Source organism: uncultured Campylobacter sp. (assembly GCF_938017615.1).
Taxonomy (GTDB): Bacteria; Campylobacterota; Campylobacteria; order Campylobacterales; family Campylobacteraceae; genus Campylobacter_B.
Window position 1 is genome coordinate 1 of record NZ_CALIJA010000122.1, and the last position, 16,629, is coordinate 16,629.

14 protein-coding genes are annotated in these 16,629 nt (G+C 49.4%); 3 read left to right on the top strand and 11 right to left on the bottom strand.

Translation table 11 applies throughout. The annotated features are described in order from the left end of the window. Positions 1–419: 419 nt before the first annotated feature. The 4 genes from lpxD to Q0620_RS06360 all read right to left on the bottom strand — a co-directional run bounded on the left by lpxD (position 420) and on the right by Q0620_RS06360 (position 4,799). Complete coding sequence (gene lpxD / locus Q0620_RS06345) at positions 420–1,370, bottom strand: UDP-3-O-(3-hydroxymyristoyl)glucosamine N-acyltransferase (RefSeq protein WP_298783842.1); 951 nt, start codon at positions 1,368–1,370, stop codon at positions 420–422. Positions 1,371–1,401: 31 nt separating this feature from the next. Beyond that, complete coding sequence (gene ilvN, locus Q0620_RS06350; RefSeq protein ID WP_297882007.1) at positions 1,402–1,872, bottom strand: acetolactate synthase small subunit; 471 nt, start codon at positions 1,870–1,872, stop codon at positions 1,402–1,404. A 1-nt stretch (position 1,873) separates the two neighbouring features. Beyond that, on the bottom strand, positions 1,874–3,568 hold the full coding sequence (locus tag Q0620_RS06355; RefSeq protein WP_298783843.1) for an acetolactate synthase large subunit: 1,695 nt from the start codon (positions 3,566–3,568) through the stop codon (positions 1,874–1,876). 454 nt (positions 3,569–4,022) lie between these two features. Next, a complete protein-coding gene (locus Q0620_RS06360; protein ID WP_298783844.1) occupies positions 4,023–4,799 on the bottom strand; it encodes a hypothetical protein in 777 nt (258 codons plus the stop codon). Positions 4,800–4,911: 112 nt separating this feature from the next. Between Q0620_RS06360 and pta the strand changes: the two genes are divergently transcribed. From pta to Q0620_RS06375, 3 genes are all read left to right on the top strand, one after another. Then, positions 4,912–6,510, top strand: coding sequence for a phosphate acetyltransferase (gene pta / locus Q0620_RS06365; RefSeq protein WP_298783845.1), 1,599 nt, complete (start codon positions 4,912–4,914; stop codon positions 6,508–6,510). Beyond that, positions 6,510–7,742, top strand: coding sequence for an acetate kinase (locus tag Q0620_RS06370; RefSeq protein WP_298783846.1), 1,233 nt, complete (start codon positions 6,510–6,512; stop codon positions 7,740–7,742). The genes pta and Q0620_RS06370 overlap by 1 nt, the downstream gene beginning before the upstream one ends. A 527-nt stretch (positions 7,743–8,269) precedes the next feature. Continuing rightward, entirely contained in the window at positions 8,270–8,890 is a 621-nt protein-coding gene (locus Q0620_RS06375; protein ID WP_297902211.1) for a hypothetical protein, read from the top strand. A 242-nt stretch (positions 8,891–9,132) separates the two neighbouring features. On the opposite strand, the gene Q0620_RS06380 is transcribed toward Q0620_RS06375, so the two are convergent. From Q0620_RS06380 to Q0620_RS06410, 7 genes are all read right to left on the bottom strand, one after another. After that, on the bottom strand, positions 9,133–10,305 hold the full coding sequence (locus tag Q0620_RS06380) for a HAMP domain-containing sensor histidine kinase (protein WP_298783847.1): 1,173 nt from the start codon (positions 10,303–10,305) through the stop codon (positions 9,133–9,135). After that, positions 10,298–10,960, bottom strand: a complete 663-nt coding sequence (locus tag Q0620_RS06385; RefSeq protein WP_298783849.1) for a response regulator transcription factor — start codon at positions 10,958–10,960, stop codon at positions 10,298–10,300. Before Q0620_RS06385 ends, Q0620_RS06380 begins: the two co-directional genes overlap by 8 nt. Beyond that, complete coding sequence (locus Q0620_RS06390) at positions 10,960–11,193, bottom strand: hypothetical protein (protein ID WP_291936948.1); 234 nt, start codon at positions 11,191–11,193, stop codon at positions 10,960–10,962. Before Q0620_RS06390 ends, Q0620_RS06385 begins: the two co-directional genes overlap by 1 nt. Before the next feature lie 431 nt (positions 11,194–11,624). Next, a complete protein-coding gene (locus tag Q0620_RS06395; protein WP_298783850.1) occupies positions 11,625–12,614 on the bottom strand; it encodes a methionine ABC transporter ATP-binding protein in 990 nt (329 codons plus the stop codon). Between the two features lie 43 nt (positions 12,615–12,657). Then, entirely contained in the window at positions 12,658–13,644 is a 987-nt protein-coding gene (locus Q0620_RS06400) for a diaminopimelate dehydrogenase (RefSeq protein ID WP_298783852.1), read from the bottom strand. Between the two features lie 58 nt (positions 13,645–13,702). Further along, positions 13,703–13,849, bottom strand: coding sequence for a hypothetical protein (locus tag Q0620_RS06405; protein WP_169748464.1), 147 nt, complete (start codon positions 13,847–13,849; stop codon positions 13,703–13,705). 40 nt (positions 13,850–13,889) lie between these two features. Next, on the bottom strand, positions 13,890–16,505 hold the full coding sequence (locus Q0620_RS06410) for a valine--tRNA ligase (protein ID WP_298783855.1): 2,616 nt from the start codon (positions 16,503–16,505) through the stop codon (positions 13,890–13,892). Between the last annotated feature and the right edge of the window lie 124 nt (positions 16,506–16,629).

Sequence of the window (16,629 nt, forward strand, 5' to 3'; positions counted from 1 at the left end):
CGTCGCCGCGCCCGCAAAATAGGAGCATAAAAACATCTCTATCATTGTTTTTCCTTTAATTAAATTTTCACTGATTTAAAGCGCTCGTAAAGCTTGGTCGAAATGACTGCGAGCAAACGTATTTCAAAACGAGTAGATTAAATTCTACCGCGCCCACAAAGCAAGCACACGATGAAAAATGGCGCGGGCAGAATTTCGCCGATAAAAGGGCAAAAATTTACCGCCACAGCGATTACAAAATACACCAAAGCACAAACGGCAAGGCAAACCACTCCACAATCACCAACTGCCTGGCGATCTCAAACTTCACTGAAACGACGCGAACCGATTAAATCAAGCTGGCCTAGAGGAGTCGATCAGAGCGAAAGATCAAAACGATCAAATCAAGCCGATCGATCTAATCAGCCAAGGCAAAACGGCTAGTGCTTTTTATCTCTAAAAAATCTAACGATCTTAGCCTGCAGCTTGAACCACTCGTTAAGCTCCATTATAGGGTGCCCGGCGTAATTTTTACCGCCCGCTAGATCCTTGCTTATACCGCCGCGCGCCGCGATCTGAGCGAAATCGCCCACGCTTACGTGCCCGCCACTGCCGCTCTGTCCGCCCATCACGACGTTGCGTCCGAGCGTCGTCGAGCCCGCAAGCCCAACTTGAGAGACGATGAGACAGTTTTGCCCAAGCTCGCAGTTGTGCCCGATCTGAACGAGATTGTCGATCTTGCTGCCGCGCTTAACGATCGTCGAACCGAATACCGCGCGGTCGATCGTCGTGCACGCGCCGATCTCGACCTCGTCTTGCAGCACGACGTTGCCGTTGTGATAAATTTTAACGTGCTCACCCGTTTTGGTGTGCGCGTAGCCGAAGCCGTCGCTTCCGATGACGGCGTTTGCGTGGATTATGCAGCGCTCGCCGATGATCGTGTCATTGTAGATGACGGCGTTTGCGTGGATCACGCAACCGCTTCCGATATGCACGTCATCGCCGATATACGCGCCGCTTAAAATGACGCAGTTTTCGCCGATTGTGGAATTTACGCCGATATGCACGCCCTGCGCGATCTGCGCGCTGGCGGCGATCTTTGCGGGCACGCCGCTGCGAATGAGGGGCTTAGCAAAATGCGCGCTTAAGATTGCAAAGGCTAGGTGCGGATTTTCGCACTCCAGCGCTCGCACACCGCTTGGGACTACGGTGCCGCTTTTTACCAACACGGCGGCTGCTTTGGTGGCGGATAAAAATTTCTCGTTTTTGTCGCTATCGCAGTAGCTTAGCTCGCTTTGCCTTGCGTTTTGAAGCGAATTTATCGCGGTGATCTCCGCGTCCGCTCCGCCAAGCTCTATATTTAAAATTTCGGCAATTTTGGATAATTTCATTTGCGCTCCTTTGATTAAATTTTATCGCCGCTTACATATCCAGCGCGACGCTGCCGCCGCGGACGACGTCGATCGGATTGTATTTTTTTATCGTCTTTAAAAATCCGTCGATGCGGTCTGCGTCGTCGCACGCCATGATGACGATCTTGCTGTCGTCGCTGTTTGCGATGCTGCCATTGTAGGCTTTTAAAACTGCATCGAGCCCCGCTAAATTTTCGCCCAGCGCGATCTTTACCAAAACCATCTCCTTTTCGACGAATTTTGCATCATCGATGACCTTGTAGACGGGGATCAGCTTATGAAGCTGCTTAGTGATCTGCTCTATGACGCGCTCGTCGCCCGAAGTGACGATGCTAAGGCGCGATAGACCGGTATTTGGGATCGGTGCAACGGTAAGGCTGTCGATATTATAGCCGCGCCCCGCAAAAAGCCCCGAGATCCGCGACAAAACGCCGTGCTCGTCGGTAACGACGACCGAGATTACTCTTCTTATGCTATTCATCCTAAGACTCCTGCTCAAAAATCATATTATAAAGCGCGCCGCCTGCGGGCACCATCGGCCAGACGTTTTCGAAGCGATCGATCTTAGCCTCGATGACGCTTACCTTTTTACTCGCAAGAGCCTGCTTCAGCGCATCTTCAAATTCCGCTTTTGTGCTGACGCTAAAGCCCACGCCGCCGAAGCCCCCCGCAATTTTTACGAAATCAGGCTGCGAGCTAAGATCGGTCGATGAGAAACGCTGCCCGTAAAATAAGCTCTGCCACTGCCGCACCATGCCTAAGAAATTGTTGTTTAATACAATATTTATGACGTTTAGGCCGCTCGCGCTCGCAGTCATCAGCTCTTGGATATTCATCAAAATCGAGCCGTCGCCGCTGAAATTTATAACCGGTCTATCTCCCGCATAGGCCTTCGCGCCCAATGCTGCGGGCAGGCCGTAGCCCATCGTGCCCTGCCCTCCGCTACTTAGCAGAGTGCGCGGCTTGCAAAACGGATAAAACTGCGCGACCCACATCTGATGCTGCCCCACGTCCGTAGCGATGATAGCATCCTCGCCCGCGATTTTCGCGGTACTTTGTATAACCCACTGCGGCTTTAAAATTTCATCGCTGTCGTTAAATTTAAGCGGGTGAATTTCATCGTATTTGCGGATGAGTTCGCGCCACTGCTCGAAATTTTGAGGGCTGACCTCATTTTTAATGCGCGGCAGCATCTCCTCTAGCACCGATTTTACATCGCCAACGATCGGATAATCCGCGTTTATGATCTTTGAGATCGAGCTAGGATCGATATCGACGTGGATGATCTTTGCGTTTTTGCCGAATTCGCTAAGCTTGCCGGTGACGCGATCGTCAAATCTCGCGCCCAAGCAGATTATCAGATCCGACTCGCTAAGCGCCATATTTGCGGCGTAGCTGCCGTGCATTCCGACCATGCCTAGATTTAGCTTATCATCGCTTCGCACGGCCCCTAGCGCCATAAGGGTTTCAACGACCGGGATCTGCGCAAACTCGCTAAGCTCGCGCACCAGCTCGCTAGCACCCGCGCTAATAACGCCGCCTCCGATGTAGAGGATAGGCTTTTTGCAGCTTGCGATTAACTCGACGGCTTTTTTGATCTGTTTGGCGTTACCCCTATAATTCGGCTTGTAAGTCTGCATCTTGATTTCGTTAGGATATTCAAAAACACCCAGCTTCGCCGTTACGTCCTTCGGTACATCGACATGCACGGGCCCCGGTCTGCCGCTACGAGCGATATAAAAGGCCTCTTTTAAAATTCTAGGCAGCTCTTCGATTGTTTTAACCAGATAGTTGTGCTTGACGCAAGGGCGTGAAATCCCGATCGCATCGATCTCTTGAAAGGCGTCGGTGCCGATGAGCGAGGTCGCCACCTGACCACTGATAAGCACGATCGGGATGCTATCGCTATACGCCGTAGCAAGCCCCGTAAGCGCGTTCGTAAATCCAGGACCGCTCGTGACGACTGCCACGCCCACCTTGCCGCTAGCGCGCGCGTATCCGTCCGCAGCCATCGCCGCAGCCTGCTCATGGCGCACCAAAATGTGTCTGAAGTATTTTTGTTTGTAAATTTCATCATAAATGTTTAGCGCTGCGCCGCCCGGGTAGCCAAAAACCACCTCGATCCCCTCCTGCCGCAACGCCTCCACGATCATCTGCGATCCGCTAATTTCTTTCATACGCCCATCCTGTTTCGTTGGAATAATTTTGTGATTATATTATTTTGTATATAAATTTTACGAATTTTAGGCGGTAGATTGAGTAAAATTTTAAATTTAATAACGGCGCAGACGGGGCAAAATTTCGGAATTTAGCGAGAGTAGAAAAGGCAAATTTAAAATTTAGCCATAAATTTAAAACGGACGGGATGTTCGGATTTAAAATTTTAAAGTGCAGATTTGTTTCGACCAAACGCGGCACGGCAGTTTTAACGTAAAATTTTAGCTTGAAATTTTACCACGTAAGCTGCTAATTAAATTTACAAAATTTTTTGAAATTTTATCGTAGCGCAGAGCGATGCCAGCGTAAATTTGAAATTCCATAACTACGAAATTTTAAAATTTAGCCGTAAATTTAGGGCGGGCGGAATCTCGATTATAAAATTCTAAAATTCCGCCCGCGTAAAATTAAATTTTAAAACCCTCTATCTACCTGCACGCCTACGCCCACACTAGCGCAGTTGCCGCTTTGCGGATCGCAGTCGCCGAAGCTTGTGACGCTACTGGATCTTTTTGAGCGGATCGTTCCCATATGCATAGGCACCGGCATGTTACGGCGCGAGCTTCCGCCAATCTCGCTATCGCTCATACTGCCAGAACTTCTCCTGCGAGAATAATCATCACGCGGAGGTGGCGGTGGCGGAGGAGGTGGTTTTATACCTCCCGGAGGTGGTGGCATGCCGCCAGGAGGTGGTGGCATGCCGCCAGGAGGCGGAGGAGGTGGCGGCATCATACCACCAGGAGGTGGGGGTGGCGGAGGAGGCGGCATGCCGCCGCGTCTATCATATCCTCGTGGAGGTGGAGGCGGAAAAGTACCGGTTTCGGTAATAGTGATGCCGTTTCCGTAATTTTCCACGCGTCTATAAGTGGAGCCTCCGTAAACCGTGCGGGTGCGGGTCTTTTCGACCACGACTATATCGCGATCAGGCTGCACCGGCTGCTGCACGTTAGCTCTAGGCGATATTTCAAAGCTCTTCTGCAGTTTAGCAGTATCGTAACTTGCAAAGCCGTTGATGCCCTTTAGCTCATCTGCACTTGAAATTTCGCGCTTTTGGCGGTATTGCATAAGCATATCCGCCCTACCCGCATCAAGCCCACCGATCGTCATCAGCTCGTAGCGACTAGCTTCGTTTATGTTGATTTTCGCCAAGGCGAGGCTCACTAAAAGAGCCAAAATCACTAAATTTTTCATGTGCGCTCCTTTGTTGGAAGTTACCAAATTCTAAACCCTCACGATAAATCTTTGATTAACACGCAAGCAAAATTTTGCTACAATTGCCTATCTTATTTCAAAGGATCAACCGATGAACGGAATTTTGCTCCTATGCGACGAACCCGCCGCCTACCAATCCGAGCTAAAAAAACTAGATAAAATTTTATCCATGAGCTTTCACAACGTTTTGCAACTTTGCATCGCTGGCGACAATGCCCTTTTTAGCAGGGGTGAGCTTGAAAAAGCGCTTGCAAACGGGCAGGATGAGCGCGTGCGAAAGGCGGCGATAGAGCGATTTACACAGATTTTAGAGCAGTGCAATTTTGTGCTGGTTCGCGGCGCAGCGGGAGCCGATCTGCGCGAGCTAAATTTACAAATCGCAAAGGATCTAAATATCCCAGTTTGCGGATTTTATCCTAACGAAATTGCCGCGCGCATCGGCATGCGCTTGATCACCGCAGCAAAAGCGGTAAGCTTTGCCAGCATATATGAGGATAAAATTTCATTTTCCGCGCTAAGACCTGCACAAGATGGCGCAAATTCTAAAGAATCGGAGCTTTGCGGTAAAAATTCCGCCTGCGAAAGCGATGCAAAATTTCACGACGAAAATTCCGCTTGCCAAAGCGGCGCGATAGAGCTTGATAAAGTCGTTGCCGACAAAAGCTACTTCACGGACGCCGCAAACTCCACGCGCTGTGAAATTCTAACCCCGTTGAAATTTGAAAGCAAGCTCTACGCCAAGGCTCGCGCGAACGTTAAAACCGTCGTGCTTCCAGAAAGCGACGATGAGAGAATTCTGCGCGCGGCTGCGATTATAAAACAAAGTGGTGCGGCAAATTTGATCCTTCTAGGGCGCGAGAACGAAGTGCAAAAAAGCGCGCGCGAGCTAGGTCTCGATCTAAGCGGAGTTAAAATTTTAGATCCGCAGACGGATTTAAATTTAGAAAAATTTGCGCGCGATCTATATGAGCTTCGCAAGGCAAAGGGTATGAGCGAGGCTCAGGCGCGCGATTTAGTTCGCGATCGCACCTACTTCGGCACGATGCTCGTGTATGAAGGGCTAGCCGATGCGATGGTAAGTGGCGCGAGTACGACTACTGCGGAGACGATCCGCCCCGCGCTTCAGATCATCAAGACAAAGCCGGGCATCGCTACCGTTAGCGGCGCGTTTATAATGTGCCTGGATACGCAGGCTCTGCTTTTTGCCGACTGCGCCGTGGCGCCGAGCCCGAGCGCAGAGTATCTGGCGGGTATCGCGATCTCAAGCGCCGCGACCGCAAAGGCGTTCGGGCTTGAGCCGCGCGTGGCGATGCTAAGCTACTCCAGCGGCGATAGCGGCAGCGGTGATAGCGTGGAATTTATCAAAACTGCAACGCAAAAAGCGCGCGAAAAGGCGCCTGATCTCACAATCGACGGGCCGCTGCAATTCGATGCGGCGGTCGATGCAGCGGTCGCATCGAAAAAGATGCCCGGCTCCGCGGTCGCAGGGCATGCGAACGTATTTATCTTCCCTGATCTTAACTGCGGAAATATCTGTTATAAGGCCGTTCAGCGCACCGCAGGCGCTGTGGCGATCGGGCCGATTTTACAGGGCTTAAAAAAGCCGGTAAACGATCTAAGTCGCGGCTGTAAGGTCGCCGATATCGTAAACACGATACTTATCAGCGCCATTCAAGCAGGAGAGAATTAATGGATATCCTAGTCATAAATTCCGGCTCGAGCTCGGTTAAATTTAAATTCCACGATATGCTAAATCACGCCTGCATCGCAAGTGGGCTCATCGAGGAGATCGGCTCGACGCACGCAAGCGGAAGTATCAATTGCGCCAATGGACGAAGCATAAAAGTTGAAAACGAGCAAATTCCAAATCACGAGACCGCGATTGCGATCGCGATCGATCTTTTAAAACAAAGCGGAGTAATCAACGATCTAACTCAAGTAGGCGGTATCGGGCATAGAATAGTCCAAGGTGCGGATTATTTCGACGCTCCCGCGCTCATAGATGAGGACGTAATGGCTAAAATCGCCGAGCTTGCGCCGCTTGCGCCGCTACACAATCCCGCAAATTTAGCGGGCATCAAATCCTGCCTAAAGATCGCTCCGAAAATTCCAAACGTGGCGGTTTTCGATACGATATTTCATCAAAGCATCCCGCCGTATGCGTATATGTACGCGCTGCCGTATGAATTCTACGAAAAATACAAGGTCCGCCGCTACGGCGCGCACGGCACGTCGCATTGGTTCGTCTCGACGATGGGAGCGAAATTTTTGCGTAAAAAATACGAAAACTTCAACGCCATTACGCTACATCTTGGCAACGGCTCTAGCGTGAGCGCCATAGAAAACGGCAAGTGCATCGACACCTCAATGGGGCTAACGCCGCTTGAAGGTATCATCATGGGCACCAGATGCGGCTCGATTGATCCTGCGATCATCCCATACATCGAGCGCGTCGCGGGCTACAACGCGCAGGATATGGACGTTATAATGAACAAAAAAAGCGGACTGCTCGGCATCTGCGGCGCAAGCGATCTGCGAAAAGTATATGAAAAGATGGAGGATGGCGAGCCGCGCGCGAAACTTGCGTTTGAGATGCTCGTGTACAGCGTCGTTAAGATGATCGGGGCGTATTATGCCGTGCTCGGGCGAGTGGACGCTTTGATCTTTACCGGCGGTATCGGCGAGAATGCGCCGCATTTTAGGCAAAATGTCTGCGAGAAGCTCGCTCATATCGGCATCGAAATCGATGCGACAAAAAACGCCAAAAATACCGGCTCGATTAGAAATTTAAGCGCAGTAGATAGCAAAATCAAAACGCTCGTAATCCCCACCAACGAGGAACTTGCGATCGCTGAAGCTACGGTCGATACGATCAACAAAAACTCCGCGCAGATCGACTATCAGAAATACTCGGAATTTTAAATTTGATCTAGCGGGATTCCGCGGTTATTTTGCGAGCAAGCAACGCCAACCTGCCTTTTTTGTTAGGCAATTAATTTTGGGTCTTGGCTGCAAGTCTACGCTAAATGAAAGAGCCTTTTATTTTAGAGGCTTTCTGGCTAAGACGATACGAGAAATTGCTACGCTACGCGCGGGTTTAAATTTTATTTGTCGCTTCCGATAAAGCTTAAATTCTTGCTCGGAAGAGGCGGAGCGGAAGGGGCTATACTTGCGAAGCGCCCTTTTTTGCTTTGCCTGGGCCTCGCCTCGCGACCTCAAGCAGACCCCACCGCCCCAACCTGTATCTGCCTCACTGCGCGTTAGGGGCGGCGACGCTTTGTTTTTAAAAAAGCATTGCTCGGTTAAATTTAATAAATTTTATTTCAAATTTAACCGCAAAATTCCAAAACAGGTCCTTATTGTGAAATTTACCGGATAATAAGGCATAAAATTTTAAAATTTAGCGCAAGCCGGGTTTTGACACGCAAATTTTATTAAAGGAGTGAACGATGAGCGATTTGCTAAATTCTCAAGGCGCGCAAGAGCAAGAGGCACCGTATCCCGATACGAAATTTATTAAATTTTTCGGGCGACTTTACGCGGCGGTTTTTGCGCTGTTTGCGATCACGGCGCTTAGTGTATTTGCGCTACCCGAAAACATTTTAGACGTAAGCGCGGCATGCGCGGACTTCGTTGGATTTATGAAGCGGTTTTTTCCAAACATCGCCGCAATCGGCAAAATAAGCCCGCACACGCAGCTTGCGGAATTTTACGTCGCGGCATTGTGGATACCTATTTTAACGGCTTTCGCGCTAAGCTGCGTGTATTATCCAATCGCCGTATTCTTATATGAAAAAGAGCTTCCCGCCGTCAAGACGCAGCTAATTATGCTTATCGGCATACCTTTTATCTATTGGCTTCTAAATAATTATTTCTACGCCGATTTTGCCATAAACGGCATCCCACACAAAGTAGGCAACGGGCGGACGTTTCCAACTTTTGCGAGCAGAGAGAGCCTGTTTGGTTGGCTATCGTTTTTTGGAGGCGGCTCAATGTTTTTTGGTATGTCTGTTCCGATTTTATTCAGTAATATAGTCCACTGGATATATCTATCGAGAAATAAAAGCTAAATTTTATAAAATCGCGGACGAATAACATTCCGCACCAATAACTTTCAGGGTCATTTTACGAGCGCAAAGCGAGCGAGCGATAAAATTCCGCGCTCCGTTTTAGAACAAAAACAAGCGACGATTAAATTTAAACGCCCTGCAATTAGAGCCTTTTTGCGCGGAATTTAAGCGACCAAACGACGATTAAATTTAAACCGCAGGCGGCTATTTCTAAATTTTAAATTTCACTAAATTTTAAAATTTTATTCGCGCCACGTAAGGCGGAAGGTCGTTATCTTGCCTGGCACGCTGTCGTAGGAGATAGAAAAGGAGTATTTTTTGCAGACCTCGCTTACGATGCTAAGCCCGATTCCAAAGCCGCCCTCGCTTGAGTTAAAGCGCGCAAAACGCCTAAAAATTTCGCCGCCCTTTTTACTATCGATCCCTTCGCCGCTATTTGAGATCGCTAGCTCGCCGTGCCTTAGCCGCACATCCACGTAGCCGCCTGCGTTTGCATATTTTACGGCGTTGCTTAGCAGATTGTCGATCAAGCGCGAAATTTCATAGACGTTCGCGCTCATGCTCGCATCCGCAAGATCGGTTTTAAGGCTTAGTCTGCGTTTTTGAATAAACGGCGCGAAGTATTCGCAGCGCGAAGCGACGAGGCTCTTTAGATCGATCGAGCTAATCTCGCCCTCCTTATTCATACCGAAGGTTAAAAACACGAGATCCTCGTAGATGCGCGAAAGCGTCTTAGCGGCAAGGTCGATATTAGCAACGCGCTTGGCGTTGTATTCTCCAAGCTCTGCGTGCCGCATCGTCTCGACGCTCATGGAGATAATGCTAAGCGGAGTATTAATCTCGTGGGTACTATCCTTGATGAAGCGATTTAGTGTGTCGATCTTATCGTAAAGCGGCTTTGTGCCTAGCCGCACCAGATAAAACGCCACGGCTAATATCACACCCAAAAGCGCTATCATCATCGCTGCTGTTTTGATACGAAGCGTTAAAATTTCGCCCTGCACGCTACTTCCAAGCAGAATGATTTTAGCCTTGGAAAAGGCGTTTCGCTCCTCCATATTTTGCAGATTTTCATAAATTCCTAGCCTACCGCCACTTATAAATTCCGCCTTTAGCTTCGCTTTATCAAGTGCGCCAAGCTCACCACTGCAGCCGTAAATTTCATCAGAGTTTGGCTTAAATATACACGCACTCACGCCCTTTTCGCGCTCAAAGTCCGCCAGTGAGCCCAACCCGTCCATGCTTGCTTTCATATAGATCATCATTTTGATCTCTTTTAGCTCTTTTATCCTGTGCGAAAGCAGCGCGGCTTCGTTCATCCTGTAATTTATCTTGAAAAAATATCCTAAAAACAACGCGCTTGAAATGAGATATAAAGATAGAATTTTAAGCGTTAAAGCGGTCTTTTCAGACATACAGATACCCTGCGTTGCGGCGGTTTATGATGTGCTCTTCGCCTAGGACGCGGCGCAAATTTTTGATATAAGTTCGCAGCGCTTCTTCGCTTGGCGTTTCGTTAAAAACATAGATCGCGGAGAAAATTTCATCCTTGCTCAAAAGCCTGTTTTTATTTTGCAAAAAAAGCGCCAGCAGCTCGCGCTCTTTGTTTGAAAGCGCGACGGGCACGCCCGATCTGCGTAGCTCTTTGCTTGCAAAATAAAATTTAAACTCGTCGTCTATGGTCACGAAATCATCGAAATTGTGGCTGAAGTTTCGCTTTATGAGCGAATTAACGCGCAGCAGCAGCTCTTTTAGTTCATACGGTTTTTTGAGATAGTCGTCGCAGCCGCTTTTAAAACCGACCTCAAGATCATCAAGTGTATTTAGCGAGGTGGCAAATATCGCGGGGGTGCGATCTCCGCTCTTGCGCAGCTCTTTTAAAAGTGAAAATCCGTCGCCTTTGGGGATTTTTACGTCAAAGATAAAAAGATCAAATTTTTGCTCGTAAGCAAGATCCGCGGCGCTTTGAGCGTCGCAACAAACGCACACGTCAAAGCCCGCGTCTTTTAGATATTCGCCGATGAGATCGCAAAGGGTCTCATCGTCCTCTACGAGTAAAATTTTACTCACTACATCTCTTTTTTCATCTCTTTTTTCATTTCGCCTTTCATCTCATCCTTCATATGTTTACCCTCTTTCATAGCATCCTTGTGCATATCTTTCATGTCGCCCTTCATCTCTTTCGCACCATTATGCATTGATGTATTGGCGTCCTTCATCTCATCTTTCATGCCCATGTCGGCAGCTACGGCAAAAGTGCCAGCAAATAGCGCACTAAGCGCAAACAAAGTAAGTTTTTTCATTACGTACTCCTTAAAAGAAATTAGCGGAATTATACTTCCGTAAAAGTGAAGTATGTGTGAAATTCCGAAAAAAATTCAAATTTAAATTTAAACGCCTGTAATTTCAAACGCGGAGCGGCTTAAATGCGCTCGGTCGGTCGCGATCTCTGAAATTTAAATCGCTCGCTACGGCTAGTCGAATTCTAAACGCGAATCAAAGCTAGCGAGGGCGCACGCCAACAGCGCATTGCCGAGCTTATTTTATCGAGGCAAAATAGAAATTTAAACCGCCGGCGAAACTAATTAAATTTATAATGCCACGACGCGCACGTCAAATCAAAAACGCCAAGCCAACCTTTGAGTCCGCGACCTCACGTGAGCTTTTAAATTCGCCATGCCGCATAAGCCCTTAAATTTAGTGCGGCGCAAGCGCACAGGGCGCGAAATCGCACCTAGTTTGCGGCGCAGCTTTTGATCTCATCCTCGCTTACGATCTCGTAGATCACGCCCGCGTTTTTGATAAATTCCTCCACGCGCGCGACGTGTGCGGGCTCTACGTTGATCACGAGGCTTCCGACGACGTTTTTATCAAGCCGCTCGAGCTTGCCCCAGACGATGTTAAAATTTATCTCCAAAGCGCGCGCCATATGCGTGATCACGCTGTCAAACGCGACCGCGGGCGGAAAAAAGAGCCTGATATTAACGCCGCTTGCGGGCAGCACCTCCTCCTCGCCCAAAAACTCCTTCATATTCTCATCCGGGTGCAAAAACAGCGAGACGATATCGCCCGAGTTGCTCACGCGCCCGCCCTTAAGCAGGATCGCGCGCTGCGCGATACCCTTTACGACCTCCATCTCGTGCGTGACGAGCACGATCGTAATGCCCAGCTCGCGATTGATACGGCGCAGAAGCGATAAAATTTGCGCGGTGGTGTTGGGATCAAGCGCCGAGGTCGCCTCGTCGGAAAGCAAAATTTTAGGGCTTAATGCAAGCGCGCGCGCAATCGCCACGCGCTGCTTCTGTCCGCCGCTAAGCTCGCTAGGATAGGCATTTGCTTTATCTGCAAGCCCCACGAGCTCCAAAAGCTCGGCAACGCGGCGCTTCGTGTGATCTTCAGGATGGCCCCAAAACGCAAGCGGCGTGGCGACGTTTTGCGCGACGCTGCGGCGGCTCATAAGCGCGAAGTGCTGAAAAATCATACCGATATTTTTACGCAGCTCGCGGATCTGCGCGGCGCTTAGCTCTCTTACCTCCCTGCCCTCTACTTTGAGGCTTCCTTCTTGATAGTCCTCAAGGCCGTTTACGCAGCGCAGCAGTGTGCTTTTACCCGCGCCGCTGCGACCGACGATGGCAAAAATTTCGCCCTGTTTCACCTCCAGGCTCACATCGTCGATCACACAGGTTTTACCATAAAATTTCTTTAAATTTTCTATCTTTATCACTCAAATTTCCTCGTTCATAATTCCGCTGAAACGCCCCCGAAATTTATAAAATTTCGCGCCTTAGTTCATCGGCGCTCTTTGGCGAAAGAAGCGCCGGAGCGATGTCAAATACGCTAAATGCGCCGCACTCGCCCCTTTGTGCCAGACGATACGCCGCGCGGGCGTAGGCCACGAGCACGCTTGCGGTAAATTCTGGATTTGAGTCAAGCTTTAGCGAAAACTCGATCAGATGTTTATTTTCGCCGCTCTCGCCCGTCGCTCCGCTTCGCAAAACGAATCCTCCGTGAGGGATGCCGCCGTGCTCTTTTTTAAGCGTCGCAAGACCCACGAAATGCACGCTCGTATCGTAGTCGGCGAAGTAATTCGGCATCGTTTTTATCTCGCGCTCGATGCGCGCCTTATCGGCGCCATCCTCGGCCACGACGTAGCACTCGCGCAGGTGTTTTTCGCGCGTGCCAAGTCTCGGGTTTTCGCCCGCGCGAACTCGCTCTAGCGCACTATCTATCGGCACGGTGTATTGGCGCGCGTCTATGACGCCCTCGATCCTGCGGATGGCGTCTGAGTGACCTTGGCTTACGCCTTTACCCCAAAATGTGTAGCTGCTGCCGTTTTCTAGCACGCTCTCGCCAAATAGGCGGCTTAGCGAAAACAGTCCCGGATCCCAGCCTACGGCGATGATACCAACTTTTCCGCCCGCTTTGGCGGCGGCGTCTACCGCGGCGAAGTGCTCAGGTATTTTTGCGTGCGTATCGAAGCTATCTACGACGTTAAAGCTCTGCGCAAACTCGGGCGTCTGCGTCGGCAGATCCGTCGCGCTACCGCCGCAAAGCACCAAAACGTCAAATTCGCCCTTGTGCGATAAAATTTCATCCGCGCTAAATACCGGAGCGCCGCATGTTTTTACCTCGCTTGGATTTCTGCGGCTAAAAACCGCCGAAAGCTCTAAATCTTTGCTATTTCGCACGGCAAGCTCCACGCCGCGACCTAAATTTCCATATCCTAAAACTGCTATTTTTATTTTTTCGCTCATTTTTTACCCTTCAAATTTTAAAATTTAGCGCGTAAAACGGCGCGCCGCCGATGAAATTTTACCTCAGTAGGAAATAATAAATCACATATAACCAACTTAAAAATCCGTGGATTATCGCCCACATTATGCTTTTATTGGCTCCCCACGATAGTGCGACGGCTATGACCGTGCCTAATGTAAATCCACCGATACTACCTTTTGACATATTTTTCTCCTTGATTTAAATTTAGACTCAAACGAGCGGACTACTCGCCAAACGCCTTTAGTTCGTCGCATACTTTGGCGAATTTTTCCTGCGCGCTTTGCAACCCTTCGCGGTTGGCTTCAACCACGGCTTGCGGGGCGGAGGCAACGAATTTCTCGTTATTTAGCATGCCTGAGAGCTTTTCGATCTCTTTTTGCAGCTTTGCTTTTTGCGCGTTAAGACGCGAAATCACGCCGCTAAGATCGACCCCCTCAAGCGGCACGAAGCTTTCTAAATTCTCGCTCACGTCGCGGGCGGAATTTGCGATGTTTTGCTGCGTAAATTCCACTTCATCGACCTTGGCAAGCGTTTTGATGTAGTCCGCAGCAGCGCTTAGATCGACTGCGGATTTGACGTAGGCTTTGGCTACGCGCGCATTGCCGAGCTCGATCGTCGCCTTTGCGCGGCGAATGCTAACGATCGCTTCGATAAGAAGCGAAAATAGCTCCTCGATCCGCTCGTCGCGCTCGCCAGGATGTGGGTATCTCATCACCATGATGGAGCACGAATCTTGCAGCTTCGTGCCACTTAGCTCCTGATACAGATACTCGCTTAGAAACGGCATAAACGGGCTTAGCAGCTTCATCGCTTCTTTAAAAATCATACCTAGCTCGCCGATCGCAGCCTTGTCCGCCTTGCTAAGCTCGATGCCCCAATCGCAAAACTCGTCCCAAAAAAACTTATAAAGCTCGGTCGCAGCGTCGTTGAAGCGGTAAGTATCTAGGCTCTCGCGCACGGAATTTACGCAGCAGTTAAAGCGCGAAAGCATATATCTGCCGAGGCTCGTTTTGATCCGCGCCACGTCCAAATCATCGAATTTAGAAGCGTTTAAAAGCAAAAATTTGCTCGCGTTATAGAGCTTATTCGTAAAATTTCTATATATCAAAAGCTTATCGTCGCTAAGGCGCAAATCGCGCCCCTGCACGCACAAAATTGTAAGCGTAAAGCGCAAAATATCGGCGCTAAATTCGTCTATTTTTAGCAGCGGATCGACTACGTTTTTGCTCGATTTGCTCATCTTTTTGCCGTCTTTGTCCTTAACTAAGGCGTGCAGGTAGATGTCGCGAAACGGCAGCTCGCCCATGGCGTTTTGGCACTGAAACATCATGCGCGCGACCCAGAAAAACAAAATGTCAAAGCCGGTAATCAGCATGGTATTCGGATAAAATTCGCTCAAATCCTCCTCAAACCACTTCTCGTTTTTTAATACCTCGCCGTTGCCCCAGCCAAGCGTGCTGATCGGCCAAAGACCGCTTGAAAACCATGTATCGAGCACGTCGGGATCTTGAGTAAAATTTTTACCGCCGCATTTCGGGCAGGCATCGGGGGCTTCTCGCTCATCCGCCCACTGATGACCGCAGTCGCAGTAAAACACGGGAATTCTATGCCCCCACCACAGCTGGCGACTGATGCACCAGTCCTTCAGCTCACGCATCCAGGCGTTGAAGCTATTAATCCAGTGCTTCGGGAAAAATTCCGCCTCGCCGGAATTTACTTTGGTAATTGCTTCTTTTGCGATATCTGCGCGCACGAACCACTGCTGCGAGATGTACGGCTCGACGACGTTTTTGCAGCGGTAGCAATAGCCGACTTGATTTTCGTAATCCTCGATTTTTTCGATAAAGCCCAGCCTATCAAGCTCTGCTACGATCTGATCGCGCGCGGCAAGTCGCTCTAAGCCTTGAAATTTACCGCACTGCTCGTTTAAAATTCCTTTTTCGTCAAAAACGGTGATAAAGCCCAGCTCGTGGCGCTTGCCAACCTCGTAGTCGTTGGTATCGTGCGCGGGCGTGACCTTCACGGCGCCCGTTCCGAAGCTCATATCGACGTATTCGTCGGCGATGATCTCTATCTCGCGACCGATTAGCGGCAGCACGACTTTTTTGCCGATCAAATTTTTATAGCGTTCGTCCGCGGGATTTACCATTACGGCGGTGTCGCCGAAGTAGGTCTCGGGGCGCGTCGTCGCAACAACAATAAATTTATCTTGCGCGTCCGCAAAGTAGTAGCGCAAATGATAAAGCTTGCCCTTGTTTTCCTTGTGCTCGACTTCCACGTCGCTTAGTGCGCCGTCGTGCGTGCACCAATTTACCATGTAGTTTCCGCGCACGATGAGCCCCGCGTCGTATAAGCTTACGAAGGCTTTGCGCACGGCGTTTTTAAGCCCTTCATCCATCGTAAATCGCTGCCTGCTCCACGCAGGCGTGACGCCAAGGCGCTTCATCTGCTTTACGATCTGCCCGCCGCTTTGCTCCTTCCAGTGCCAAACGTGCTTTAAAAACTCCTCGCGCCCTATCTCTTCTTTTTTGATCCCTTGCGCCAAAAGCTCGCGCTCGACGACATTTTGCGTCGCGATACCTGCGTGATCTAACCCCGGCTGCCACAGCGTTTTGTAACCGTCCATTCGCTTGTATCGCGTCATTATGTCTTGTAGCGTAAAAGTGAGAGAATGCCCGATATGAAGCACTCCAGTGACGTTTGGAGGGGGCATCATAATGCAAAAGTTTTTACCTTTTTGCTGGATATCTTTATTGCCGTCGATCTCGAAATAACCGCGCTGCTCCCAAATTTTATAAAAGCTCTCCTCTACGGCTTTCGCGTCGTAAAAATCTGCCATTTTCAGCCCTTTTTTAAAATTTTAAATTTTGCGATTTTAGCGGAATTTATGTAAAGCGCTCATTAAAGCGTGCCAATTCTGCATTATACAATAAAATGTAGTATTTAAATATATATAGAAATAT

Coding starts and splice junctions, on each gene's coding strand:
- Q0620_RS06380 (WP_298783847.1), bottom strand. CDS start 10,305: ATGTCTGAAAAGACCGCTTTAACGCTTAAAATTCTATCTTTATATCTC.
- Q0620_RS06355 (WP_298783843.1), bottom strand. CDS start 3,568: ATGAAAGAAATTAGCGGATCGCAGATGATCGTGGAGGCGTTGCGGCAG.
- ilvN (WP_297882007.1), bottom strand. CDS start 1,872: ATGAATAGCATAAGAAGAGTAATCTCGGTCGTCGTTACCGACGAGCAC.
- pta (WP_298783845.1), top strand. CDS start 4,912: ATGAACGGAATTTTGCTCCTATGCGACGAACCCGCCGCCTACCAATCC.
- Q0620_RS06360 (WP_298783844.1), bottom strand. CDS start 4,799: ATGAAAAATTTAGTGATTTTGGCTCTTTTAGTGAGCCTCGCCTTGGCG.
- Q0620_RS06370 (WP_298783846.1), top strand. CDS start 6,510: ATGGATATCCTAGTCATAAATTCCGGCTCGAGCTCGGTTAAATTTAAA.
- Q0620_RS06375 (WP_297902211.1), top strand. CDS start 8,270: ATGAGCGATTTGCTAAATTCTCAAGGCGCGCAAGAGCAAGAGGCACCG.
- Q0620_RS06405 (WP_169748464.1), bottom strand. CDS start 13,849: ATGTCAAAAGGTAGTATCGGTGGATTTACATTAGGCACGGTCATAGCC.
- Q0620_RS06400 (WP_298783852.1), bottom strand. CDS start 13,644: ATGAGCGAAAAAATAAAAATAGCAGTTTTAGGATATGGAAATTTAGGT.
- Q0620_RS06410 (WP_298783855.1), bottom strand. CDS start 16,505: ATGGCAGATTTTTACGACGCGAAAGCCGTAGAGGAGAGCTTTTATAAA.
- lpxD (WP_298783842.1), bottom strand. CDS start 1,370: ATGAAATTATCCAAAATTGCCGAAATTTTAAATATAGAGCTTGGCGGA.
- Q0620_RS06390 (WP_291936948.1), bottom strand. CDS start 11,193: ATGAAAAAACTTACTTTGTTTGCGCTTAGTGCGCTATTTGCTGGCACT.